At 59.8% G+C, this 23,285-nt stretch carries 20 protein-coding genes; all 20 read left to right on the forward strand.

The genetic code is table 11. The features are described from left to right. The first annotated feature begins 307 nt into the window (after nucleotides 1-307). The 20 genes from ACYZT8_RS18535 to nuoL all read left to right on the forward strand — a co-directional run bounded on the left by ACYZT8_RS18535 (nucleotide 308) and on the right by nuoL (nucleotide 23,255). Nucleotides 308-2,533 carry an NADP-dependent isocitrate dehydrogenase gene (locus ACYZT8_RS18535; RefSeq protein ID WP_461974878.1) on the forward strand — a complete coding sequence of 742 codons (2,226 nt, stop codon included), beginning with the start codon at nucleotides 308-310 and terminating at the stop codon, nucleotides 2,531-2,533. Between the two features lie 82 nt (nucleotides 2,534-2,615). After that, entirely contained in the window at nucleotides 2,616-3,062 is a 447-nt protein-coding gene (locus tag ACYZT8_RS18540; RefSeq protein ID WP_461974880.1) for an NUDIX hydrolase, read from the forward strand. 59 nt (nucleotides 3,063-3,121) lie between these two features. Continuing rightward, nucleotides 3,122-4,246 (forward strand): tRNA 2-thiouridine(34) synthase MnmA, encoded by a 1,125-nt coding sequence (mnmA, locus tag ACYZT8_RS18545; protein WP_461974882.1) that lies wholly within the window; start codon nucleotides 3,122-3,124, stop codon nucleotides 4,244-4,246. Further along, nucleotides 4,243-4,866, forward strand: a complete 624-nt coding sequence (gene hflD, locus ACYZT8_RS18550; protein WP_046047459.1) for a high frequency lysogenization protein HflD — start codon at nucleotides 4,243-4,245, stop codon at nucleotides 4,864-4,866. The genes mnmA and hflD overlap by 4 nt, the downstream gene beginning before the upstream one ends. Nucleotides 4,867-4,993: 127 nt before the next feature. Further along, nucleotides 4,994-6,364 (forward strand): adenylosuccinate lyase, encoded by a 1,371-nt coding sequence (purB, locus tag ACYZT8_RS18555; protein ID WP_461974884.1) that lies wholly within the window; start codon nucleotides 4,994-4,996, stop codon nucleotides 6,362-6,364. Nucleotides 6,365-6,450: 86 nt separating this feature from the next. After that, nucleotides 6,451-7,620, forward strand: coding sequence for a ribosomal protein uL16 3-hydroxylase (locus ACYZT8_RS18560; RefSeq protein WP_461974886.1), 1,170 nt, complete (start codon nucleotides 6,451-6,453; stop codon nucleotides 7,618-7,620). Continuing rightward, nucleotides 7,613-8,038, forward strand: coding sequence for a GNAT family N-acetyltransferase (locus tag ACYZT8_RS18565; RefSeq protein WP_461974888.1), 426 nt, complete (start codon nucleotides 7,613-7,615; stop codon nucleotides 8,036-8,038). The genes ACYZT8_RS18560 and ACYZT8_RS18565 overlap by 8 nt, the downstream gene beginning before the upstream one ends. A 171-nt stretch (nucleotides 8,039-8,209) precedes the next feature. Next, a complete protein-coding gene (locus ACYZT8_RS18570; protein ID WP_461974890.1) occupies nucleotides 8,210-8,971 on the forward strand; it encodes a secretin N-terminal domain-containing protein in 762 nt (253 codons plus the stop codon). A gap of 498 nt (nucleotides 8,972-9,469) precedes the next feature. Next, the gene (aceA, locus tag ACYZT8_RS18575; RefSeq protein ID WP_033057066.1) at nucleotides 9,470-10,795 is read left to right on the forward strand and encodes an isocitrate lyase; all 1,326 of its coding nucleotides are present in this window, start codon (nucleotides 9,470-9,472) and stop codon (nucleotides 10,793-10,795) included. A 563-nt stretch (nucleotides 10,796-11,358) separates the two neighbouring features. Further along, nucleotides 11,359-11,772 (forward strand): NADH-quinone oxidoreductase subunit A, encoded by a 414-nt coding sequence (locus ACYZT8_RS18580; protein ID WP_003223812.1) that lies wholly within the window; start codon nucleotides 11,359-11,361, stop codon nucleotides 11,770-11,772. Nucleotides 11,773-11,782: 10 nt separating this feature from the next. After that, complete coding sequence (locus ACYZT8_RS18585; protein ID WP_010458867.1) at nucleotides 11,783-12,457, forward strand: NuoB/complex I 20 kDa subunit family protein; 675 nt, start codon at nucleotides 11,783-11,785, stop codon at nucleotides 12,455-12,457. Nucleotides 12,458-12,529: 72 nt separating this feature from the next. Then, the gene (gene nuoC, locus ACYZT8_RS18590) at nucleotides 12,530-14,314 is read left to right on the forward strand and encodes an NADH-quinone oxidoreductase subunit C/D (protein WP_461974892.1); all 1,785 of its coding nucleotides are present in this window, start codon (nucleotides 12,530-12,532) and stop codon (nucleotides 14,312-14,314) included. A 2-nt stretch (nucleotides 14,315-14,316) separates the two neighbouring features. Next, a complete protein-coding gene (gene nuoE, locus ACYZT8_RS18595) occupies nucleotides 14,317-14,814 on the forward strand; it encodes an NADH-quinone oxidoreductase subunit NuoE (protein ID WP_007946422.1) in 498 nt (165 codons plus the stop codon). Then, entirely contained in the window at nucleotides 14,811-16,166 is a 1,356-nt protein-coding gene (gene nuoF, locus ACYZT8_RS18600) for an NADH-quinone oxidoreductase subunit NuoF (protein WP_008146041.1), read from the forward strand. The genes nuoE and nuoF overlap by 4 nt, the downstream gene beginning before the upstream one ends. Nucleotides 16,167-16,304: 138 nt before the next feature. Beyond that, nucleotides 16,305-19,019 (forward strand): NADH-quinone oxidoreductase subunit NuoG, encoded by a 2,715-nt coding sequence (gene nuoG / locus ACYZT8_RS18605; RefSeq protein WP_461974895.1) that lies wholly within the window; start codon nucleotides 16,305-16,307, stop codon nucleotides 19,017-19,019. Further along, the gene (gene nuoH, locus ACYZT8_RS18610) at nucleotides 19,016-20,023 is read left to right on the forward strand and encodes an NADH-quinone oxidoreductase subunit NuoH (RefSeq protein WP_436274337.1); all 1,008 of its coding nucleotides are present in this window, start codon (nucleotides 19,016-19,018) and stop codon (nucleotides 20,021-20,023) included. Before nuoG ends, nuoH begins: the two co-directional genes overlap by 4 nt. Before the next feature lie 12 nt (nucleotides 20,024-20,035). After that, on the forward strand, nucleotides 20,036-20,581 hold the full coding sequence (gene nuoI, locus ACYZT8_RS18615; protein ID WP_007905075.1) for an NADH-quinone oxidoreductase subunit NuoI: 546 nt from the start codon (nucleotides 20,036-20,038) through the stop codon (nucleotides 20,579-20,581). A 9-nt stretch (nucleotides 20,582-20,590) separates the two neighbouring features. Beyond that, nucleotides 20,591-21,094, forward strand: a complete 504-nt coding sequence (gene nuoJ, locus ACYZT8_RS18620; protein WP_095631557.1) for an NADH-quinone oxidoreductase subunit J — start codon at nucleotides 20,591-20,593, stop codon at nucleotides 21,092-21,094. A 2-nt stretch (nucleotides 21,095-21,096) separates the two neighbouring features. Then, nucleotides 21,097-21,405: an NADH-quinone oxidoreductase subunit NuoK gene (gene nuoK, locus ACYZT8_RS18625; protein ID WP_010458852.1), complete on the forward strand. Its 309-nt coding sequence runs from the start codon at nucleotides 21,097-21,099 to the stop codon at nucleotides 21,403-21,405. Beyond that, nucleotides 21,402-23,255 carry an NADH-quinone oxidoreductase subunit L gene (gene nuoL / locus ACYZT8_RS18630; protein WP_461954788.1) on the forward strand — a complete coding sequence of 618 codons (1,854 nt, stop codon included), beginning with the start codon at nucleotides 21,402-21,404 and terminating at the stop codon, nucleotides 23,253-23,255. Before nuoK ends, nuoL begins: the two co-directional genes overlap by 4 nt. The last annotated feature ends 30 nt before the right edge of the window (nucleotides 23,256-23,285 follow it).

A 23,285-nucleotide genomic window follows, 5' to 3' on the forward strand; every position in this document is an offset into this window, starting at 1 on the left:
GCGACCTTTAGACCAATGGACGACAATCGTTACGTATGAACCATCGGCAGATTGCCAGCTACCTATGTATAATGCCGCCCGCTGACCACAGAGTCACGACGGCCGACCTCTCTATTACGAGACTTTGGGCCCGAAAAAGCCGGACTGTTACCGCAGTCCACCCGCTTGACGCTCGACCGATGCACCCAACATCACCGCAAAGAAACCTCGACATTCGGCTCATGGATGACTTTGAACGAACGCGCTTACACGGCGCCCCTCGAGTTTCTGCGCACGCTTTAGCAAAGAAGAGAGAGTTAATCCGAATATGCCCACCCGCTCGAAGATCATCTATACCTTCACCGACGAAGCTCCCGCCCTCGCCACCTATTCACTGTTGCCTATCGTAGAGGCTTTCACCGCCTCCGCTGATATCGCCGTGGAAACCCGCGATATCTCTCTTGCAGGGCGCATCCTGGCCAGCTTCCCCGAGCAATTGGGTGACAAAGCCGTAGCCGACCACCTCGCCGAACTGGGCGACCTGGCCGTTACGCCTGAAGCCAACATCATCAAGCTGCCGAACATCAGCGCCTCGGTTCCGCAACTGCAAGCCGCGATCAAAGAGCTGCAAGCCCAGGGCTTCGCACTGCCGGACTACCCGGAAACCGTGACCACCGACGCCGACAAGCTCGCCAAGTCGCGTTACGACAAGATCAAGGGCAGCGCCGTGAACCCGGTTCTGCGCGAAGGCAACTCCGATCGTCGTGCACCGCTGTCGGTCAAGAACTACGCGCGCAAGCACCCGCACAAAATGGGCGCCTGGGCTGCTGACTCCAAGTCCCACGTCGCGCACATGAGCACCGGCGATTTCTACGGCAGCGAAAAAGCCGCCCTGATCGACGCCGCTGATACCGTCAAAATCGAACTGATCGCTCAAGACGGCACCACCACCGTCCTGAAAGAAAAGACCACCGTTCAAGCCGGTGAGATCCTCGATTGCGCGGTCATGAGCAAAAACGCTCTGCGCAGCTTCATCGCTGCCGAGATCGAAGACGCCAAGCAAAAAGGCGTGCTGCTGTCGGTTCACCTCAAAGCCACCATGATGAAGGTCTCCGACCCGATCATGTTCGGCCAGATCGTTGCCGAGTTCTATAAAGACGCACTGACCAAGCACGCTGACGTGCTGGCACAGATCGGCTTCAACCTGAACAACGGCATCGGCGACCTGTACGCTCGCATCAAGGCCTTGCCGGCCGAGCAACAAGCGCAGATCGAAGCGGACATCCAGGCGGTCTACGCCGTTCGTCCGTCGTTGGCCATGGTCAACTCCGACAAAGGCATCACCAACCTGCACGTGCCGAGCGACGTCATCGTCGACGCCTCGATGCCGGCCATGATCCGTGACTCCGGCAAAATGTGGGGCACTGACGGCCAGTTGCACGACACCAAGGCTGTGATCCCGGATCGCTGCTACGCCACCATCTACCAGGCGGTCATCGAAGACTGCAAGCTGCACGGCGCTTTTGATCCGACCACCATGGGCAGCGTGCCAAACGTCGGCCTGATGGCGAAGAAAGCCGAAGAGTACGGCTCGCACGACAAGACTTTCCAGATCAAGACCAACGGCGTTGTCCGCGTGACCGACAGCAAAGGCAGCCTGCTGCTGGAGCAATCGGTTGAAGCCGGCGACATCTTCCGCATGTGCCAGACCAAAGACGCGCCGATCCAGGACTGGGTCAAACTGGCCGTCAACCGTGCTCGCGCAAGCGCTACGCCAGCGATTTTCTGGCTGGACCCGATGCGCGCTCACGACGGCGTTGTGATCGAGAAAGTTCAGGCTTACCTGAAGGATCACGACACCTCCGGCCTGGACATCCGCATCATGTCGCCAGTCGACGCGATGGCCTTCACCCTGGGTCGCACCCGCGAAGGCAAGGACACCATTTCGGTGACCGGCAACGTACTGCGCGACTACCTGACCGACCTGTTCCCGATCATGGAACTGGGCACCAGCGCCAAAATGCTGTCGATCGTTCCGCTGATGAATGGCGGCGGTCTGTTCGAAACCGGCGCCGGCGGTTCGGCACCGAAGCACGTTCAGCAGCTGCTGGAAGAAAACTTCCTGCGCTGGGATTCCTTGGGCGAGTTCCTGGCCCTGGCCGCCTCCCTTGAGCATTTGGGTGTTACTTACAACAACCCGAAAGCGCTGGTGCTGGCCAAGACCCTGGACCAGGCCACCGGCCAGTTCCTGGACAACAACAAGTCGCCATCGCGTAAAGTCGGCAACATCGACAACCGCGGCAGCCACTTCTACCTGGCGCTGTACTGGGCTCAAGCCCTGGCGACCCAGACTGAAGACACTGCACTGCAAGCGCAGTTCGACCAGTTGGCCAAAACCCTGACCGAGAACGAAGCAACCATCGTTGCCGAGCTCAACGCCGTTCAGGGCAAGCCAGTGGACATCGGCGGTTACTACCACGCCAATGCCGAGCTGATCAGCAAGGCCATGCGCCCGAGCAACACCTTCAACGCCGCGATCGCTGCGCTGGTTTAAGGTTGTAAGGATGCAAAGAAGCCCCGGCCCAGTGCCGGGGTTTCTGTTTGTGGCACACACAACACAACACCGAGGTATTTTTATGGATTGGCTACCCCACATCACCGTCGCCACCATCGTCGAAGACAACGGCCGCTTCCTGATGGTCGAAGAAACCAAGCACGGACGAACGGTGCTTAACCAGCCCGCCGGCCACCTTGATCCAGAGGAAACCCTGATCGAAGCCGCCGTGCGCGAAACCCTGGAAGAAACAGGCTGGGACGTCGAGGCGACCGGCGTGGTGGGTATCTACCTCTACACCGCCCCGAGCAACGGTGTGACTTATCAGCGGGTCTGCTTCACCGCAAAACCTCTGAAACATCACCCCGACTATCAACTGGACGACGGCATTGTCGGCGCCAAATGGCTAACCCGTGACGAACTGCTGGCACAGCGCGCAAACTGGCGCAGTGAGCTGATCATCCGCTGTATCGATGATTATCTGGACGGTAAACACTTCGGTCTCGAACTGATCCGCCCTTCTCTTTAGCCTTGTGGGCTGCGGCCTGCTAGAATCGCGTCCTTTTTCAAGACACTCATTGAATCCCTATGCGTGATCCAGCCCCTTCTGACACACAAAAGAAGCGCGTCATTGTCGGCATGTCCGGCGGCGTGGACTCTTCCGTTTCCGCCCTCCTGCTGATCGAGCAGGGTTATGAGGTGGAAGGCCTGTTCATGAAGAACTGGGAAGAAGACGATGGAACGGAATACTGCACCGCCATGGACGACCTGGCAGATGCTCAGGCCGTGTGCGACAAAATTGGTATCAAGCTGCACACCGCCAACTTCGCCGCCGAGTACTGGGACAACGTGTTCGAGCATTTCCTGGCCGAATACAAGGCCGGTCGCACACCGAACCCGGACATCCTCTGTAATCGTGAGATCAAGTTCAAGGCGTTCCTCGACTACGCCATGGTGCTGGGCGCCGACCTGATCGCCACCGGCCACTACGTGCGCCGCCGTGATATCGAGGGTCGCACCGAGCTGCTCAAGGGCCTGGACCCGAACAAGGACCAGAGCTACTTCCTGCACGCCGTCGGCGGTGAACAGATCGCCAAGACCCTGTTCCCGGTCGGCGAGCTGGAAAAGCCAGAAGTGCGCGCGATTGCCGAGAAACACGATCTGGCCACCGCGAAGAAAAAGGACTCCACGGGGATCTGCTTTATCGGCGAACGCCGCTTCAGCGACTTCCTCAAGCAGTACCTGCCGGCCCAGCCGGGCGAGATCAAGACCACCGAAGGTGAAGTCATCGGCCGTCACCATGGCTTGATGTATCACACCATCGGTCAGCGCCAGGGCCTGGGCATCGGCGGCTTGAAAGACGCCAGCGACGAGCCGTGGTACGTGCTGATCAAAGACCTGGAACACAACGAGCTGATCGTGGGCCAGGGCAATGACCACCCTTACCTGTTCTCCCGCGCCCTGCTCGCCTCGGACATTTATTGGGTCAACCCGATCGACCTGACCGAGCCACGCAAGCTGACCGCCAAAGTCCGTTATCGCCAAAGCGATCAGCCCTGCACGCTGGAAAAAACCGCCACCGGCTACCGCGCCACCTTCGATGACCCGCAGCGTGCGGTCACCCCGGGCCAGTCCGTGGTGTTCTATGACGGTGAAATCTGCCTGGGCGGCGGCGTGATTGAAGTCGCAGAGCCATGGAGCAGCAAGGCATGAACCCCACTCAGGAGCAACTGACGGCGCTGGGCGGCGTGTTTCTCGCCGCCGTCCTCGTCGACAAGATTGCCAAGACCGGCCAGACCACCGAAGCCGGCCTGACCTGCATGCTCGGCAGCCTGCTGATTCGCGACCCCAAGGACACCCTGGAAGTGTACGGCGGCGACGACATCAATCTGCGCGAAGGCTATCGCGCATTGATCGGCGCCCTGGAACGCGACCCGAGCACCTTGCAGCGCGAACCGCTGCGCTATGCGCTGGCGATGCTCGGCCTGGAGCGTCAATTGGCCAAACGCAACGACATGCTCGACGTGATCGGCAAGCGTTTGCCGCAGATTCAATCCCAGGTCGAACACTTCGGCCCGGCGCACGAAAACGTGATTGCCGCCTGCGGTGCGTTGTACCAGGACACCCTGAGCACCTTGCGCCAACGGATTCAGGTCCACGGCGACATGCGCAACCTGCAGCAACCGAGCAACGCGTCGAAAATCCGCGCCTTGTTGCTGGCCGGCATTCGCTCTGCGCGCCTGTGGCGGCAGCTGGGCGGTCATCGCTGGCAGCTGGTGATCAGCCGTCGCAAGTTATTGAAAGAGCTTTACCCGCTGATGCGCAGCAGCTGAACCGCGCCCGCCACACCGCTTTGTAGTCAGTAACGCGTAATACGCTGGTCAGTTGGCAACGGACCGGCGGATTTTTTCATGTATGATACGCGCCCCATTTCGTTGCCCGACTGTCCGAGAACACCCCATGCAGCTTTCTTCGCTCACTGCGGTTTCCCCTGTTGACGGCCGCTACGCCGGCAAAACCCAGGCCCTGCGCCCAATTTTTAGCGAGTACGGCCTGATCCGTGCTCGCGTTCTGGTTGAAGTGCGCTGGCTCCAGCGTCTGGCCGCTCACCCTGGCATCAGCGAAGTGCCGGCGTTCTCCGCCGAAGCCAACGCTGTGCTGAACACCCTGGCGGACAACTTCGCTCTGGAGCACGCCGAGCGTGTCAAAGAGATCGAACGCACCACCAACCACGACGTAAAAGCCATCGAATACCTGCTCAAAGAGCAGGCGGCCAAGCTGCCGGAACTGGCCAAGGTCAGCGAATTCATCCACTTTGCCTGCACCAGCGAGGACATCAACAACCTGTCCCACGCCCTGATGCTGCGCGAAGGCCGTGATGACGTGATGCTGCCGCTGATGCGCCAGACCGCTGAAGCCATCCGCGAACTGGCCATCCGTTTCGCTGACGTGCCAATGCTGTCGCGCACCCACGGTCAACCGGCTTCGCCGACCACCTTGGGCAAAGAACTGGCGAACGTGGTTTACCGTCTGGAGCGTCAAATCGCTCAGGTCGCTGCCGTTCCGCTGCTGGGCAAGATCAACGGCGCTGTCGGCAACTACAACGCTCACCTGTCGGCCTACCCTGAGATCGACTGGGAAGAAAACGCCCGCGCCTTCATCGAAGACGAGCTGGGCCTGGGCTTCAACCCGTACACCACGCAGATCGAACCGCACGACTACATTGCCGAGTTGTTCGACGCGATCGCACGTTTCAACACCATCCTGATCGACTTCGACCGCGACATCTGGGGCTACATCTCCCTGGGTTATTTCAAGCAGCGCACCATCGCTGGCGAAATCGGTTCGTCGACCATGCCGCACAAGGTCAACCCGATCGACTTCGAAAACTCCGAAGGCAACCTGGGTATCGCCAACGCACTGTTCCAGCACCTGGCGAGCAAGCTGCCGATCTCCCGCTGGCAGCGCGACCTGACCGACTCCACCGTGCTGCGCAACCTCGGTGTCGGCTTCGCCCACAGCGTGATCGCTTACGAAGCCAGCCTCAAAGGCATCAGCAAACTGGAGCTCAACGCCCAGAAGATCGCTGCCGACCTGGACGCGTGCTGGGAAGTCTTGGCCGAGCCGATCCAGACCGTGATGCGTCGCTACAACATCGAAAACCCGTACGAAAAACTGAAAGAGTTGACCCGTGGCAAGGGCATCAGCCCTGAAGCACTGCAAACTTTCATCGACGGCCTGGACATGCCAGCCGCCGCCAAGGCCGAGCTGAAATTGCTCACCCCGGCGAACTACATCGGCAATGCCGTGGCACAAGCCAAACGCATCTGATCGACCGCTTTACCCGTTTGAGACGCCCGGCAGCGCCGGGCGTTTTTATTCCCGTCTGAAAAGTGCATTTTTTCAATAGGTTACACATGAATCCTGACATTCCTCTTCAACTTCTGGGCGGCATCACGGCGCGCGAGTTCCTGCGCGACTACTGGCAGAAAAAACCCCTGCTGATCCGTCAGGCGATTCCTGAATTCGAAAGCCCGATCGACGCCGACGAACTGGCCGGCCTGGCGCTGGAAGAAGAAGTCGAGTCGCGCCTGGTGATCGAGAACGGCGAGCGTCCTTGGGAATTGCGCCGCGGCCCGTTCGCCGAAGACGAATTCAGCAAACTGCCGGAACGCGACTGGACCCTGCTGGTTCAAGCGGTTGACCAGTTCGTACCGGAAGTCGCTGAACTGCTGGAGAACTTTCGCTTCCTGCCGAGCTGGCGCGTCGATGACGTGATGATCAGCTTTGCTGCCCCTGGCGGCAGCGTCGGTCCGCACTTCGACAACTACGACGTGTTCCTGCTGCAAGGTCACGGCAAGCGCAACTGGAAAATCGGCCAGATGTGCGACTCCGAGAGCGCGCTGCTGCCACATGCAGACCTGCGTATCCTGGCTGATTTCGAAGCCACCGATGAATGGGTGCTGGAACCGGGCGACATGCTTTACCTGCCGCCGCGCCTGGCCCATTGCGGCGTGGCCGTCGATGACTGCCTGACGTACTCGGTCGGTTTCCGCGCACCGAGCGCCGCTGAAGTGCTGACTCACTTCACCGACTTCCTCAGCCAGTTCCTGACGGACGAAGAGCGTTACACCGACGCCGACGCCCTGCCTGCGGTTGATCCGCATCAGATCCAGCACGACGCCCTCGATCGCTTGAAAAGCCTGCTGGCCGAGCACATGAGCGACGAGCGCCTGCTGCTGACCTGGTTCGGCCAGTACATGACTGAACCGCGCTACCCGGAACTGGTAGTGGGCCCGGAAGAGATCGAAGAAGACGACTTGCTCGCCAGCCTGGAACAAGGCGCGATTCTGATCCGCAACCCGAGCGCCCGCCTGGCCTGGTCCGAAGTTGATGACGATTTGCTGCTGTTCGCCAGCGGCCAGAGCCGTTACCTGCCGGGCAAGCTGCGCGAGCTGCTGAAACTGATCTGTGCTGCCGACTCGCTGCACACCGACAACCTGGGCGAGTGGCTGAGCGATGAAGACGGTCGCGGCCTGCTGTGCGAACTGATCAAGCAAGGCAGCATGGGGTTTGCCGATGAATAAAATTCACGTACGTGTCGCAGACTGGCAGAAGGATATCGCCGAGATCCGGCGCATTCGTGAGACGGTGTTCATTGCCGAGCAATGCGTTCCACCCGAGCTGGAATGGGATGCCGATGACGCTACGGCGGTGCATTTCCTGGCCTTCGAAGGCGACTTTCCGATTGGCACCGCACGCCTGCTGCCCGATGGTCACGTCGGCCGGGTATCGGTACTGAAAGACTGGCGCGGCTTGAAGGTTGGGGATGCGCTGATGCACGCGGTAATCGGTGAAGCCGACAAGCGCGGGCTGAAACAGCAGATGCTGAGCGCACAGGTGCAAGCCACGGCGTTCTATGAGCGCCTGGGGTTCAGCATGGTCAGTGAGGAGTTCCTGGAAGCCGGGATTCCGCATGTGGACATGGTGCGTCATTCGGCTTAATTCCCTGTGGCGAGGGAGCTTGCTCCCTCGCCACAGAGGCCATGAAGAACACCACAAAACGCCCCGCCATCTTCGGATGCCGGGGCGTTTTGCTGTCTGCGATTCAACTTGCCCCACGCCGGGCCGACAAACTGGCAATATCAACACTTCAAGAAGTCGGAGATAACGGATATGTCCCTACGCACCCTGCTCACCACGCTGCTGCTGACCTGCAGTTTTTCAGTCATGGCAGCCACCGAGATCGTGCCCCTGAACTACCACACCAGCGCCGACATGCTACCGATGGCACAGGATTTCATCGGCAAGGATGGCCAGGTCAGCGCCTACGGCAACCAACTTATCGTCAATGCCGATCAGCGCAAGATCGACGAACTTAAAGCCCTGATTTCGCAACTCGACACCCAACCCAAACGCCTGCTGATCACCGTCGACACCAACGAAAACAACTTCCAGGGCGATCAGGGTTATTCGGTCAACGGCGCCAAACCGAGCCAGACGCGCATCATCAATCGCAGCACCGACAGCCGCGATGGCGGCATCCAGCAGATTCAGGCCAGTGAAGGCGCACCGGCACTGATTCAGGTCGGCCAGAGCGTACCGCTCACCAGCAGCCAGACCGACTCCTATGGCGACCTGCGCAGCCAGACCGAATACCGCAACGTCACCCAGGGTTTCTACGTCACTGCCAGCGTAACCGGTGACATCGTTCACCTGTCGATCAGTACCAACCGTGACCGCATTAGTCAGGAACGTCCCGATGTAGTGAATGTGCAAAGTACCGACACAACTGTCACGGGGCGGTTGGGAGAGTGGATCACTCTGGCCGGCGTGAATCGCCAGACTCAGGCCGATAAACAGGGCCTGACCCGCAGCTACGCGACTCAGGGCCGGGATGACATGACCCTGCGGGTAAAAGTCGATACTTTGGACTAAACCACCGAAAACTGACTGATTAGTCGTATTAGACCAAAGATGTAGTGCCTTAAAAAAAGCACTACAAAACGTTTGACGATCGAAAAAAGCAAAGGCATGATGGCCTCGCTCCCGCTAATCAGGGGCCCTGGCAAGGGCCTTCGAAGCGCTGCTCGCATCTACCCCGCGAGCCGTTTCGTGTCTGTACCGCCCACAAGGTGTGTTTGACGAGGTTGCCGACTGGAACGAAGTTGTCCCGAGGGACGGAAGCGTAATTAGGTAACCCGGCTCCACACTGAAGTTCGTACAAAGGCCCACGACGCCCGAATGCGCTCGCCAGTTCGCCCTTACCTGCTCACTTCCCCTCGAGCCCATCGTTCATCCCGTCGCCAACCCCGCCGAATCCGACTTGACCACCTAAGCTTCTGGTCAGCGAGCAGCCTTTTACGCCCCTTTGATCTGCGTATTTGGCAGGAGCAGGAATTTTCCACCCAGACCTATGCGACGAGGTTTATCTCCATGGCACTGACACGCGAACAGCAAATTGCAGCCCTCGAAAAAGATTGGGCTGAAAACCCACGCTGGAAAGGCGTGACACGCGCTTACTCCGCTGCTGACGTCGTCCGCCTGCGTGGCTCGGTTCAACCTGAGCACACCTTTGCAAAACTGGGCGCCGAGAAGCTGTGGAACCTGGTCACCCAGGGCGCCAAGCCATCCTTCCGTCCTGATAAAGATTTCGTCAACTGCATGGGCGCCCTGACCGGCGGCCAGGCTGTGCAACAAGTCAAAGCCGGTATTCAGGCGATCTACCTGTCGGGCTGGCAGGTTGCTGCGGACAACAACTCCGCCGAATCGATGTACCCGGACCAGTCGCTGTACCCGGTGGACTCGGTTCCAACCGTGGTCAAGCGCATCAACAACTCGTTCCGTCGTGCTGACCAGATCCAGTGGAAAGCCGGCAAAGGCCCGGGCGACGAAGGTTACATCGACTACTTCGCACCGATCGTGGCTGACGCCGAAGCCGGTTTCGGCGGCGTACTGAACGCTTACGAGCTGATGAAGAGCATGATCGAAGCAGGCGCCGCCGGCGTTCACTTCGAAGACCAACTGGCTTCCGTGAAAAAATGCGGCCACATGGGCGGCAAGGTACTGGTTCCTACCCAGGAAGCTGTACAGAAGCTGACCGCTGCTCGTCTGGCGGCTGACGTTGCCGGTACTCCGACCATCATTCTGGCGCGTACCGATGCTAACGCGGCTGACCTGCTGACTTCCGACTGCGACCCATACGACCAGCCATTCGTGACTGGCGAACGCACCCAGGAAGGCTTCTACAAAGTGCGCGCGGGCCTGGACCAGGCAATCGCTCGCGGCCTGGCTTACGCTCCGTACGCCGACCTGATCTGGTGCGAAACCGCCAAGCCGGATCTGGACGAGGCTCGTCGCTTCGCTGAAGCGATCAAAAAGGAATACCCGGACCAACTGCTGTCGTACAACTGCTCGCCTTCCTTCAACTGGAAGAAAAACCTGGACGACGCGACCATCGCAAAGTTCCAGCGCGAACTGTCCGCCATGGGTTACAAGCATCAGTTCATCACCCTGGCCGGCATTCACAACATGTGGCACAGCATGTTCAACCTGGCGCACGACTACGCCCGCAACGACATGACTGCCTACGTGAAGCTGCAAGAGCAGGAATTCGCTGATGCTTCCAAGGGCTACACCTTCGTGGCTCACCAGCAGGAAGTGGGCACCGGCTACTTCGACGACATGACCACCGTGATTCAAGGTGGCTCGTCTTCGGTGACCGCGCTGACCGGTTCGACTGAAGAAGAACAGTTCCACTGATCTGCTTCGCCTGAGCAAACGGCCGTTGCGGACCGGATAGAAAGCTAACCGCAACGCCGCACATCTGACGCCCCGACTGGTTCGGGGCGTTTTTTTGCCCGCGATTTATCGATCACCGCAAAACCCTGTGGGAGCCGGGCTTGCCCGAAAATCGTGCGCAAAATCATTGATCCAGAGCATTTTCCCGATCAGGAGAAGAAGGTAAAACGACCCTGCCCACAACTTGCAGTAAGGCGCATATAAGACAACTTCCCGGCCAATAACCCGTTAAACAGTTAGAAAACCACGCCAAACAATATTGATTATCATTTAGCCGTAACTATGTTCGTTACATTCCCTACAAAACAATATTGGTGAAAACCCGGCTAATGCCCGCAACGCATGGGCCGCGGGGCTTTGGAGGCACGCTATGTCCTTATTCCATTAAATAATTTCGCTATCTGAATTTTACTTGCACCGTGTTGTGCCATAAAATCAGCGGAATTGATTGCTGCGACATATCGTCACTGCGTTGTTTCTTTTTCAAGCTCAGAGACCTTTGCTCTCTGTTAAGGATTACCAGCATGCCCGAAGCGACAGGACTCATGGCCCACAACTGGGGCTTTGCCATTTTCCTTCTGGGCGTCGTCGGCCTTTGCGCCTTCATGCTTGGTGTCTCAAGCCTCCTCGGGTCAAAAGCCTGGGGCCGCAGCAAAAACGAACCGTTCGAGTCCGGCATGCTACCTACAGGTGGCGCCCGCTTGCGGCTATCAGCCAAATTCTATCTGGTCGCGATGCTCTTCGTGATCTTCGATATCGAAGCCCTCTTTCTCTTTGCCTGGTCTGTGTCCGTCCGCGAAAGCGGCTGGACCGGATTCGTCGAAGCTCTCGTTTTCATAGCAATTCTGTTGGCAGGTCTTGTCTACCTGTTCCGAGTGGGCGCCCTTGACTGGGCTCCGGAAGCTCGTCGCAAGCGGCAGGCGAAGCTGAAACAATGAGGCTTTGGCAATGCAATACAATCTCACCAGGATCGACCCCGATGCTCCTAACGAGCAGTATCCGATTGGCGAGCGGGAAACCGTTTCCGATCCGTTAGAAGATCAAGTTCACAAAAACATTTTCATGGGCAAGCTCGAAGACGTGCTTAACGGCACCGTCAACTGGGGGCGCAAGAACTCCCTGTGGCCGTATAACTTCGGTCTTTCGTGCTGCTACGTGGAAATGACCACCGCCTTCACGGCGCCCCACGACATCGCGCGCTTTGGCGCCGAAGTTATCCGGGCATCGCCGCGCCAGGCGGATTTCATGGTTATCGCCGGTACCTGCTTCATCAAGATGGCGCCGATCATTCAGCGTCTCTACGAGCAAATGCTCGAACCTAAATGGGTTATCTCCATGGGTTCGTGCGCCAACTCCGGTGGCATGTACGACATCTACTCTGTCGTTCAAGGGGTGGACAAGTTCCTGCCCGTGGACGTCTACGTGCCTGGCTGCCCGCCCCGCCCTGAAGCTTTTCTGCAAGGCTTGATGCTCTTGCAAGAGTCGATTGGACAGGAGCGTCGTCCGCTTTCCTGGGTCGTCGGCGATCAAGGCGTGTACCGCGCCGAGATGCCTTCGCAAAAGGAACAGCGCCGCGAACAGCGAATCGCAGTCACCAACCTGCGCAGCCCCGACGAAGTCTGATCCAGATCTGCTTCTTTAATAGAACGAGACACTGGCTTCATTCTTTACGTTGACCGAAAGCGATAAATAACCATGACTACAGGCAGTGCTCTGTACATCCCGCCTTATAAGGCAGACGACCAGGATGTGGTCGTCGAACTGAATAACCGTTTTGGCCCCGAGGCGTTCACCGCCCAGCCTACCCGCACCGGCATGCCGGTGCTTTGGGTTGCCCGTGCCAAACTCATCGAAGTCCTGACCTTCCTGCGCAACCTGCCCAAGCCGTACGTCATGCTCTATGACCTGCACGGCGTGGACGAGCGTCTGCGCACCAAGCGTCAAGGGCTGCCAAGCGGCGCCGACTTCACTGTGTTCTATCACTTGATGTCGATCGAACGTAATAGTGACGTAATGATCAAGGTCGCCTTGTCCGAGAGCGACCTGAGCGTGCCGACCGTGACCGGCATCTGGCCGAACGCCAACTGGTACGAGCGTGAAGTGTGGGACATGTACGGCATCAACTTTGCCGGCCACCCGCACCTGACCCGAATCATGATGCCGCCGACCTGGGAAGGTCACCCGCTGCGCAAAGACTTCCCGGCCCGTGCCACCGAGTTCGATCCGTTCAGCCTGACGCTGGCCAAGCAACAGCTTGAGGAAGAAGCCGCACGCTTCAAGCCTGAAGACTGGGGCATGAAGCGTTCCGGCGCGAACGAGGACTACATGTTCCTCAACCTCGGTCCTAACCACCCTTCCGCGCACGGTGCGTTCCGCATCATTCTGCAGTTGGACGGTGAAGAGATCGTCGACTGCGTTCCGGACGTCGGTTACCACCACCGTGGTGCCGAGAAGATGGCCGAGCGTCAGTCCTGGCACAGTTTCATCCCGTACACCGACCGTATCGATTACCTCGGCGGCGTGATGAACAACCTGCCGTACGTGCTCTCGGTCGAGAAGCTCGCCGGCATCAAGGTGCCCGAGAAGGTCGACGTCATCCGCATCATGATGGCCGAGTTCTTCCGGATCACCAGCCACCTGCTGTTCCTGGGGACTTACATCCAGGACGTTGGCGCCATGACGCCGGTGTTCTTCACGTTCACCGACCGTCAAAAGGCGTACACGGTGATCGAAGCCATTACCGGTTTCCGTCTGCACCCGGCTTGGTACCGCATCGGTGGCGTCGCTCACGACCTGCCGCGCGGCTGGGAAAAACTGGTCAAAGACTTCGTCGAGTGGATGCCAAAGCGTCTGGACGAATACCAGAAGGCCGCACTGGACAACAGCATCCTGCGTGGCCGGACCATCGGCGTCGCCGCCTACAACACCAAGGAAGCCCTGGAATGGGGCGTCACCGGTTCCGGCCTGCGTTCGACCGGTTGCGATTTCGACCTGCGCAAGGCTCGTCCGTACTCCGGCTACGAGAACTTCGAATTCGAAGTCCCGCTGGCGGCCAATGGCGATGCCTACGACCGTTGCATCGTGCGCGTCGAAGAAATGCGCCAGAGCCTGAAGATCATCGAGCAGTGCATGCGCAACATGCCGGAAGGCCCGTACAAGGCGGATCACCCGCTGACCACGCCGCCGCCCAAAGAGCGCACGCTGCAGCACATCGAGACCCTGATCACGCACTTCCTGCAAGTTTCGTGGGGCCCGGTCATGCCGGCCAACGAATCCTTCCAGATGATCGAAGCGACCAAGGGCATCAACAGTTATTACCTGACGAGCGATGGCGGCACCATGAGCTACCGCACCCGGATTCGCACCCCAAGCTTCCCGCACCTGCAGCAGATCCCCTCGGTGATCAAAGGCAGCATGGTCGCGGACTTGATCGCGTACCTGGGTAGTATCGATTTCGTTATGGCCGACGTGGACCGCTAAGCATGAACAGCACGCTTATCCAGACAGACCGTTTCACCCTGAGTGAAACCGAGCGCTCGGCCATCGAGCACGAGCTGCATCACTACGAAGACCCGCGCGCGGCGTCGATCGAAGCCCTGAAGATCGTCCAGAAGGAACGTGGCTGGGTGCCTGACGGCGCGCTCTACGCCATCGGCGAGATCCTCGGCATCCCGGCGAGCGACGTTGAAGGGGTGGCGACGTTCTATAGCCAGATCTTCCGTCAGCCAGTCGGTCGCCACATCATTCGCGTCTGCGACAGCATGGTCTGCTACATCGGCGGCCATGAGTCTGTGGTCAGCGAAATCCAGAGCAATCTGGGCATCGGCCTGGGTCAGACCACCGCCGACGGTCGTTTCACCCTGCTGCCGGTCTGCTGCCTCGGCAACTGTGACAAGGCGCCGGCGTTGATGATCGACGACGACACTTTCGGTGATGTGCAGCCTGCCGGCGTTGCCAAATTGCTCGAGGGCTACGTATGACCCTGACTTCCTTCGGTCCTGCCAACCGCATCAAGCGGTCAGCCGAGACTCACCCGCTGACCTGGCGTTTGCGGGACGACGGCGAAGCCGTGTGGCTCGACGAGTACCAGGCCAAGAACGGTTACGCCGCTGCTCGTAAAGCCTTCGCTGACATGGCCCAGGACGATATCGTCCAGACCGTGAAAGACTCCGGCCTCAAAGGTCGCGGCGGTGCAGGTTTCCCCACGGGCGTTAAGTGGGGCCTGATGCCCAAAGACGAATCCATCAACATCCGCTACTTGCTGTGCAACGCGGACGAGATGGAACCGAACACCTGGAAAGACCGCATGCTGATGGAGCAACTGCCCCATCTGCTGATCGAAGGCATGCTGATCAGTGCTCGCGCGCTGAAAACCTACCGTGGCTACATCTTCCTGCGTGGCGAATACACCACCGCCGCCAAGCACCTCAACCGTGCCGTGGAAGAAGCCAAGGCAGCTGGCCTGCTGGGTAAAAACATCCTGGGCAGCGGCTTCGATTTCGAACTGTTCGTCCACACCGGCGCCGGGCGTTACATCTGCGGTGAAGAAACCGCACTGATCAACTCCCTCGAAGGCCGCCGCGCCAACCCGCGCTCCAAGCCGCCCTTCCCTGCCGCCGTTGGCGTGTGGGGCAAGCCGACTTGCGTGAACAACGTTGAAACCCTGTGCAACGTGCCGGCGATCATTGCCGACGGCGTGGACTGGTACAAATCGTTGGCCCGCGAAGGCAGTGAAGACATGGGCACCAAGCTCATGGGCTTCTCCGGCAAGGTCAAGAACCCGGGCCTGTGGGAATTGCCGTTCGGCGTCACCGGTCGCGAGTTGTTCGAAGACTACGCCGGCGGCATGCGCGACGGCTACAAGCTCAAGTGCTGGCAGCCAGGCGGCGCCGGTACCGGTTTCCTGTTGCCGGAGCACCTGGACGCACAAATGTACGCCGGCGGCATCGCCAAAGTGGGCACCCGTATGGGTACCGGCCTGGCCATGGCGGTGGACGACAGCGTCAACATGGTTTCCCTGCTGCGCAACATGGAAGAGTTCTTCTCCCGTGAGTCGTGCGGTTTCTGCACCCCGTGCCGTGATGGTTTGCCGTGGAGCGTCAAGCTGCTGCGTGCGATCGAGAACGGTGAAGGGCAAGCCGGCGATATCGAGACCCTGCTGGGTCTGGTCGGTTTCCTCGGCCCAGGCAAGACCTTCTGTGCTCACGCACCGGGCGCCGTGGAGCCGTTGGGCAGCGCAATCAAATACTTCCGCCATGAGTTCGAAGCCGGCATCGCGCCTACCAGCGCCGTCGTCCCGCCTCTGGCAAGGCCGATCGTAGTCGGCGCGTAAACGCTTAAAAAGGCGAAGGGTCCGTGCCCTTCGCCTTCTCGTTCGATGACGCCTTTTATGGGCTGTTTGGATTCGGACGAATAACAAGATTCCATTAGCCACGCCCGCTGACACCGGGCCAACGAAGAACTTTGAACCATGGCCACTATCCACGTAGACGGCAAAGAGCTCGAAGTCGATGGGGCAGACAACCTGTTACAGGCATGTCTGTCGCTAGGCCTCGATATCCCTTATTTCTGCTGGCACCCAGCCCTAGGCAGCGTTGGCGCTTGCCGCCAGTGCGCGGTAAAGCAGTACACCGACGAAAACGACAAGCGTGGTCGGATCGTCATGTCTTGCATGACGCCTGCCACCGACGGCAGCTGGATCTCCATCGACGACGAAGAAGCGAAAGTGTTTCGCGCCAGCGTCGTCGAATGGCTGATGACCAACCACCCTCACGACTGCCCGGTCTGTGAAGAAGGCGGTCACTGCCACCTGCAAGACATGACCGTGATGACCGGCCACAACGAGCGCCGTTACCGCTTCACCAAGCGTACCCACCAGAACCAGCAACTGGGCCCGTTCATTTCCCACGAAATGAACCGCTGCATCGCTTGCTACCGCTGCGTGCGCTTCTATAAGGACTACGCCGGCGGCACCGACCTCGGTGTGTTCGGCGCCCACGACAACGTGTACTTCGGTCGCGTTGAAGACGGCACCCTGGAAAGCGAGTTCTCCGGCAACCTCACCGAGGTCTGCCCGACCGGTGTGTTCACCGACAAGACTCACTCCGAGCGCTACAACCGCAAGTGGGACATGCAGTTCTCGCCGAGCATCTGCCATGGCTGCTCCAGCGGTTGCAACATCTCCCCGGGCGAACGCTACGGTGAACTGCGTCGTATCGAAAACCGTTTCAACGGTTCGGTAAACCAGTACTTCCTGTGCGACCGTGGCCGTTTCGGCTACGGCTACGTCAACCGCGAAGACCGCCCGCGTCAGCCAAAGCTGGCCAACGGCGCCAAGCTGACCCTCGACGAAGCGCTGGACAAAGCCGCTGACCTGTTGCGCGGTCGCAACATCGTCGGTATCGGTTCGCCCCGTGCCAGCCTTGAAAGCAACTACGCGTTGCGCGAACTGGTCGGCGCCGAGCACTTCTACTCCGGTATCGAAGCCGCCGAGCTGGAACGCATTCGTCTGGTCATGCAGGTGCTGAAAGACAGCCCGCTGCCGATCCCGAACATGCGCGACATCGAGGATCACGATGCGATCTTCGTTCTCGGTGAAGACCTGACCCAGACCGCTGCCCGTGTGGCGCTGTCCCTGCGTCAATCGGTCAAAGGCAAAGCCGAAGACATGGCCGACGCCATGCGCGTTCAGCCTTGGCTCGATGCTGCGGTGAAGAACATCGGTCAAAACGCGCTGAACCCGCTGTTTATCGCCAGCCTGGCTGAAACCAAGCTCGACGACATCGCTGAAGAATGCGTTCACGCGGCTCCAGATGATCTGGCGCGCATCGGTTTCGCCGTGGCTCACGCCCTCGACGCCAGCGCGCCTGCCGTTGAAGGCCTGGACGCTGAAGCCGTTGAACTGGCCAAGCGCATTGCCGACGCCCTGCTCGCGGCCAAGCGTCCGCTGATCATTGCCGGTACTTCCCTGGGCTCCAAAGCCTTGATCGAAGCTGCCGCCAACATCGCCAAAGCCTTGAAGCTGCGCGAGAAGAACGGTTCCATCAGCCTGATCGTGCCAGAGGCCAACAGCCTCGGCCTGGCCATGCTCGGTGGTGACTCGGTCGACGCCGCGCTGCAAGCGGTGATCGACGGCAAAGCCGACGCCATCGTCGTGCTGGAAAACGATCTGTACACCCGCACCGACAAAGCCCGTGTTGATGCTGCCCTGAACGCCGCGAAAGTGGTGATCGTGGCGGACCATCAGAAGACCGCCACCAGCGATCGCGCGCACCTGGTTCTGCCAGCCGCCAGCTTCGCTGAAGGCGACGGTACTTTGGTCAGCCAGGAAGGCCGCGCCCAGCGCTTCTTCCAGGTCTTCGACCCGACTTACCTCGACGCGAGCATCCTGGTTCACGAAGGCTGGCGCTGGCTGCATGCCCTGCGCGCCACCCTGCTGAACCAGCCGATCGACTGGACCCAACTGGACCACGTCACTGCTGCCTGCGCCGCGAGCACGCCACAACTGGCGCGTATCGTCGACGCTGCGCCGTCCGCCGCGTTCCGCATCAAAGGCCTGAAACTGGCGCGCGAACCGCTGCGTTACTCCGGTCGTACCGCCATGCGCGCCGACATCAGCGTGCACGAACCGCGTACTTCCCAGGATAACGACACCGCGTTCTCGTTCTCCATGGAAGGTTACTCGGGCTCGGTCGAACCGCGTCAGCAAGTGCCATTCGCCTGGTCTCCGGGCTGGAACTCGCCGCAAGCCTGGAACAAGTTCCAGGACGAAGTCGGTGGTCACATCCGTGCTGGCGACCCGGGCACCCGCCTGATCGAAAGCACCGGTGACTCGCTGAACTGGTTCGCCAGTGTTCCGCGCGCGTTCAACCCGGCTCAAGGCACCTGGCAGGTTGTGCCGTTCTTCCACCTGTTCGGCAGCGAAGAGAACTCTTCCAAAGCCGCGCCGGTTCAGGAACGCATTCCGGCCGCTTACGTCGCTTTGGCCAAATCCGAAGCCGATCGCCTGGGTGTCAATGACGGCGCCATGCTCAGCTTGAACGTCGCTGGCCAGACCTTGCGTCTGCCACTGCGCATCAACGAAGAGCTGGGTGCCGGCCTGGTCGCCTTGCCGGCCGGTATTGCTGGCATTCCGCCAGCGATCTTTGGCAAATCCGTTGACGGTCTGCAGGAGGCAGCTCAATGACCTGGTTCACGCCTGAAGTGATTGACGTGATCATCGCGGTCCTCAAGGCCATCGTGATTCTGCTCGCCGTGGTGGTGTGCGGCGCGCTGCTGAGCTGGGTCGAGCGTCGTCTGCTCGCCCTCTGGCAGGACCGTTACGGTCCGAACCGCGTCGGCCCGTTCGGCGCGTTCCAGATCGCGGCCGACATGATCAAGATGTTCTTCAAGGAAGACTGGACCCCGCCGTTTGCCGATAAAGTGATCTTCACTTTGGCACCGGTCGTGGCCATGAGCGCCTTGCTGATTGCCTTCGCGATCATCCCGATCACCCCGACCTGGGGTGTGGCGGACATCAACATCGGCATCCTGTTCTTCTTCGCCATGGCCGGTCTGTCGGTCTACGCGGTGCTGTTCGCCGGCTGGTCGAGTAACAACAAGTTTGCCCTGTTGGGCAGCTTGCGGGCCTCGGCACAAACCGTGTCGTACGAAGTGTTCATGGGCCTGTCGCTGATGGGCATCGTGATCCAGGTTGGCTCGTTCAACATGCGCGACATCGTTGAATACCAGGCGCAGAACCTGTGGTTCGTGATTCCGCAGATCTTCGGTTTCCTGACCTTCTTCATTGCCGGCGTCGCCGTGACTCACCGTCACCCGTTCGACCAGCCGGAAGCGGAGCAGGAACTGGCCGACGGTTACCACATTGAATACGCCGGCATGAAATGGGGCATGTTCTTCGTCGGCGAGTACATCGGCATCGTGTTGATTTCGGCGTTGCTGGTGACCTTGTTCTTCGGTGGCTGGCACGGTCCGTTCGGCATTCTGCCGCAGATCCCGTTCATCTGGTTCGCACTGAAAACCGCGTTCTTCATCATGTTCTTCATCCTGCTGCGCGCCTCGATCCCGCGCCCACGGTATGACCAAGTGATGGATTTCAGCTGGAAGTTCTGCCTGCCGCTGACCCTCATCAACATGCTGGTGACCGCTGCGATCGTGTTGCTCAACACGCCCGCCGTCGCGGCTCAGTGAGGATAGAGAATCATGAAGTACATTTTTGACATCGTGCATGGCTTCTTCACCCAGCTTCGCAGCCTGGTGATGATCTTCGGCCATGCCTTCCGCAAGCGCGACACGCTGCAGTACCCGGAAGAAGCCGTGTACCTGCCGCCGCGCTTTCGTGGGCGTATCGTCCTGACCCGCGACCCTGATGGCGAAGAGCGTTGTGTAGCCTGCAACCTGTGCGCCGTGGCGTGCCCGGTCGGTTGCATCTCGCTGCAGAAAGCCGAAACCGAAGACGGTCGCTGGTACCCGGACTTCTTCCGCATCAACTTCTCGCGCTGCATTTTCTGCGGCCTCTGCGAGGAAGCCTGCCCGACCACCGCGATCCAGCTGACACCGGATTTCGAGATGGCCGAGTTCAAACGTCAGGACCTGGTTTACGAGAAAGAAGATCTGCTGATCTCCGGCCCCGGCAAAAACCCTGATTACAACTTCTATCGTGTTGCAGGTATGGCGATTGCCGGGAAGCCGAAAGGCTCCGCGCAGAATGAAGCCCAGCCGATCAACGTGAAGAGCTTGCTGCCTTAAGGAAGAAAGATGGAATTCGCTTTCTATTTCGCATCGGGTATCGCTGTGGTGTCCACGCTTCGCGTGATCACCAACACCAACCCCGTGCACGCCCTGCTCTACCTGATCATTTCGCTGATCGCCGTGGCCATGACGTTCTTCGCCCTCGGCGCACCGTTTGCCGGTGTTCTGGAAGTGATCGCCTACGCTGGCGCCATCATGGTGCTGTTCGTGTTCGTGGTGATGATGCTGAACCTGGGCCCGGCCTCGGTTCAGCAAGAGCGCGTCTGGCTCAAGCCCGGCATCTGGCTCGGCCCGGTCGCCCTCGGCGCCCTGCTGCTGGTTGAACTGCTGTACGTGCTGTTCAGCGACGCCAGCGGTCAGGCCATCGGCCACACCACCGTAGACGCCAAGGCCGTGGGCATCAGCCTGTTCGGTCCTTATCTGCTGGTGGTCGAACTCGCCTCGATGCTGCTGCTTGCCGCAGCTGTCACGGCGTTCCACCTGGGCCGCAACGAAGCCAAGGAGCAATGACGATGCCTGCTATCCCTCTGGAGCATGGTCTGGCGGTCGCCGGCATCCTGTTCTGCCTCGGTCTGGTCGGCCTGATGGTCCGCCGCAACATTCTCTTCGTGCTGATGAGCCTGGAGATCATGATGAATGCCTCCGCTTTGGCCTTCATCGTCGCCGGTAGCCGCTGGGGTCAGCCGGATGGACAGATCATGTTCATCCTGGTGATCAGCCTGGCAGCCGCCGAGGCCAGTATTGGCCTGGCGATTCTGTTGCAGCTGTATCGCCGCTTCCACACTCTCGATATCGACGCTGCCAGCGAGATGCGCGGATGAATCTTCTCTATCTGACTTTCGTATTCCCTCTCATAGGTTTCCTGCTGCTGTCGTTCTCACGCGGCCGCCTTTCGGAAAACCTGTCGGCGCTGATTGGCGTCGGTTCCATCGGCCTGTCTGCCATCGTCACGGCTTATGTGATCTGGCAATTCAACGTCGCGCCACCAGAAGGCGGTCACTACACCATGGTGTTGTGGCAGTGGATGGCGGTGGAAGGCTTCACGCCGAACTTTGCGCTGTACCTGGATGGTCTGTCCCTGACCATGCTCGGTGTCGTGGTCGGCGTCGGCTTCCTGATCCACCTGTTCGCGTCCTGGTACATGCGCGGTGAAGCCGGTTACTCGCGCTTCTTCGCCTACACCAACCTGTTTATCGCCAGCATGCTGTTCCTGGTCCTGGGCGATAACCTGTTGTTCCTGTACTTCGGCTGGGAAGGCGTGGGCCTGTGCTCGTACCTGTTGATCGGTTTCTACTACAGCAACCGCAACAACGGTAACGCCGCACTGAAAGCCTTTATCGTCACCCGCATCGGCGACGTGTTCATGGCCATCGGCCTGTTCATCCTGTTCGCACAACTGGGCACGCTGAATATCCAGGAACTGCTGGTGCTGGCACCGCAGAAATTCCAGGCCGGCGACTTCTGGATGGTCATGGCCACCCTGATGCTGCTGGGCGGCGCTGTCGGTAAATCCGCGCAACTGCCGCTGCAAACCTGGCTGGCGGATGCGATGGCCGGTCCTACTCCGGTTTCGGCACTGATCCACGCCGCAACGATGGTAACCGCCGGTGTCTACCTGATCGCCCGTACCCACGGCCTGTTTGCGTTGGCGCCGGACATCCTTCACCTCGTTGGCGTTGTTGGTGGTGTGACCCTGGTGCTGGCCGGTTTTGCCGCCCTGGTGCAGACCGACATCAAACGTATCCTCGCCTACTCGACCATGAGCCAGATCGGCTACATGTTCCTGGCGCTGGGCGTTGGCGCATGGGATGGCGCGATCTTCCACCTGATGACCCACGCCTTCTTCAAGGCGCTGCTGTTCCTCGCGTCCGGTGCGGTGATCGTTGCCTGCCACCACGAGCAGAACATCTTCAAGATGGGCGGCCTGTGGAAGAAACTGCCACTGGCCTACGCCAGCTTCATCGTCGGCGGCGCGGCGTTGTCTGCCCTGCCTCTGGTGACCGCAGGCTTCTACTCCAAGGACGAAATCCTCTGGGAAGCGTTTGCCAGCGGCAACCACGGTCTGCTTTACGCAGGTCTGGTCGGCGCGTTCATGACTTCGCTGTACACCTTCCGCCTGATCTTCATCGCGTTCCACGGTGAAGCGAAGACCGAAGCACACGCCGGTCACGGCATCGCTCACTGGCTGCCACTGTCGGTGCTGATCGTCCTGTCGACCTTCGTCGGCGCAATGATCGTTCCGCCGCTGCACGGTGTGCTGCCACAAAGCGTCGGCCATGCCGGCGGCGAAGCCAAGCACAGTCTGGAAATCGCTTCGGGCGCCATCGCCCTGGCCGGTATCCTGCTGGCCGCGCTGCTGTTCCTCGGCAAGCGTCGTTTCGTCACTGCAATCGCCAACAGCGGCATCGGCCGCTTCCTTTCGGCCTGGTGGTTCGCTGCCTGGGGCTTCGACTGGATCTACGACAAACTGTTCGTCAAGCCATACCTTGCGATCTGCCACGTACTGCGCCAAGACCCGCTCGACCAGACCATCGGTCTGATCCCGCGTATGGCCAAAGGCGGCCACACCGCCCTGAGCCGTACCGAAACCGGTCAACTGCGTTGGTACGCGGCATCGATGGCAGCCGGCTCCGTGCTGGTCATCGGCGCCATCGTGCTGGTAGCGGTCTGAATATGAACCTTGCGAACTTGCGAAAGGAAT

It is taken from the genome of Pseudomonas sp. LB3P93 (assembly GCF_054898025.1).

What these genes read in the sequence shown, in the direction of transcription:
- ACYZT8_RS18535 (WP_461974878.1), top strand. Translation starts at nt 308, where the DNA reads ATGCCCACCCGCTCGAAGATCATCTATACCTTCACCGACGAAGCTCCC.
- ACYZT8_RS18540 (WP_461974880.1), top strand. Translation starts at nt 2,616, where the DNA reads ATGGATTGGCTACCCCACATCACCGTCGCCACCATCGTCGAAGACAAC.
- mnmA (WP_461974882.1), top strand. Translation starts at nt 3,122, where the DNA reads ATGCGTGATCCAGCCCCTTCTGACACACAAAAGAAGCGCGTCATTGTC.
- hflD (WP_046047459.1), top strand. Translation starts at nt 4,243, where the DNA reads ATGAACCCCACTCAGGAGCAACTGACGGCGCTGGGCGGCGTGTTTCTC.
- purB (WP_461974884.1), top strand. Translation starts at nt 4,994, where the DNA reads ATGCAGCTTTCTTCGCTCACTGCGGTTTCCCCTGTTGACGGCCGCTAC.
- ACYZT8_RS18560 (WP_461974886.1), top strand. Translation starts at nt 6,451, where the DNA reads ATGAATCCTGACATTCCTCTTCAACTTCTGGGCGGCATCACGGCGCGC.
- ACYZT8_RS18565 (WP_461974888.1), top strand. Translation starts at nt 7,613, where the DNA reads ATGAATAAAATTCACGTACGTGTCGCAGACTGGCAGAAGGATATCGCC.
- ACYZT8_RS18570 (WP_461974890.1), top strand. Translation starts at nt 8,210, where the DNA reads ATGTCCCTACGCACCCTGCTCACCACGCTGCTGCTGACCTGCAGTTTT.
- aceA (WP_033057066.1), top strand. Translation starts at nt 9,470, where the DNA reads ATGGCACTGACACGCGAACAGCAAATTGCAGCCCTCGAAAAAGATTGG.
- ACYZT8_RS18580 (WP_003223812.1), top strand. Translation starts at nt 11,359, where the DNA reads ATGCCCGAAGCGACAGGACTCATGGCCCACAACTGGGGCTTTGCCATT.
- ACYZT8_RS18585 (WP_010458867.1), top strand. Translation starts at nt 11,783, where the DNA reads ATGCAATACAATCTCACCAGGATCGACCCCGATGCTCCTAACGAGCAG.
- nuoC (WP_461974892.1), top strand. Translation starts at nt 12,530, where the DNA reads ATGACTACAGGCAGTGCTCTGTACATCCCGCCTTATAAGGCAGACGAC.
- nuoE (WP_007946422.1), top strand. Translation starts at nt 14,317, where the DNA reads ATGAACAGCACGCTTATCCAGACAGACCGTTTCACCCTGAGTGAAACC.
- nuoF (WP_008146041.1), top strand. Translation starts at nt 14,811, where the DNA reads ATGACCCTGACTTCCTTCGGTCCTGCCAACCGCATCAAGCGGTCAGCC.
- nuoG (WP_461974895.1), top strand. Translation starts at nt 16,305, where the DNA reads ATGGCCACTATCCACGTAGACGGCAAAGAGCTCGAAGTCGATGGGGCA.
- nuoH (WP_436274337.1), top strand. Translation starts at nt 19,016, where the DNA reads ATGACCTGGTTCACGCCTGAAGTGATTGACGTGATCATCGCGGTCCTC.
- nuoI (WP_007905075.1), top strand. Translation starts at nt 20,036, where the DNA reads ATGAAGTACATTTTTGACATCGTGCATGGCTTCTTCACCCAGCTTCGC.
- nuoJ (WP_095631557.1), top strand. Translation starts at nt 20,591, where the DNA reads ATGGAATTCGCTTTCTATTTCGCATCGGGTATCGCTGTGGTGTCCACG.
- nuoK (WP_010458852.1), top strand. Translation starts at nt 21,097, where the DNA reads ATGCCTGCTATCCCTCTGGAGCATGGTCTGGCGGTCGCCGGCATCCTG.
- nuoL (WP_461954788.1), top strand. Translation starts at nt 21,402, where the DNA reads ATGAATCTTCTCTATCTGACTTTCGTATTCCCTCTCATAGGTTTCCTG.